The 608-nt window shown below is 48.4% G+C and carries 1 protein-coding gene; it reads right to left on the bottom strand.

The window, feature by feature from the left end:
• A partial coding sequence (locus ACWHAR_RS29255; protein WP_452088718.1) for an ABC transporter permease subunit occupies positions 1-608 on the bottom strand: 608 nt, incomplete at both ends.

Genomic DNA, 608 nt, shown 5'->3' with positions numbered 1-608 from the left:
CTTAAGATGAGAAGCACGACGATCGTGCTTCTGATGGCCGGAAGGGTAATGTGGCACATTCTCCTCAACCTTCCTGCACCGTCCATCACTGCCGCTTCATACTGCTCTTGGTCAACCGAAGCGAGCGCCGCCAGAAACAGGATCGTTCCCCAGCCCGTCTCCTTCCATATGCTTTGCAGCACAATCATCGGCCTGAACCATTCGGGATCTGAGAGAAACGCAATCTCTCGGCCCGTTATGCTTTGCAGCACTTTATTCATCACGCCCGTATCAACCGTGAAAAAGACAAACGTTATGCTGACGACGATCGTCCATGAGACGAAATGCGGAACATATATAAACGTCTGAATGCACCGTTTATAGATGGCGTGCCGCAGTTCATTCAGTAAAAGAGCGACAATGAGCGGGGCCGGAAATGCAAAGATCAAATCGAGAGCGGCCAGCATAAGCGTGTTTCGGAGCAGACGGAAGAAGTCAGGATTCATAAAGAAATCTTTAAAATACTCGAATCCGACCCATTCGCTCTGCCAAAATCCGAGATAAGGCGAATAATCCTTGAAGGCGATTAATACGCCCCACATCGGCCAATATTTAAATATGAGAAAATA

The organism is Bacillus sp. LR--39, from assembly GCF_053613335.1.
This window is presented reverse-complemented; position numbering and strand designations above follow the sequence as displayed.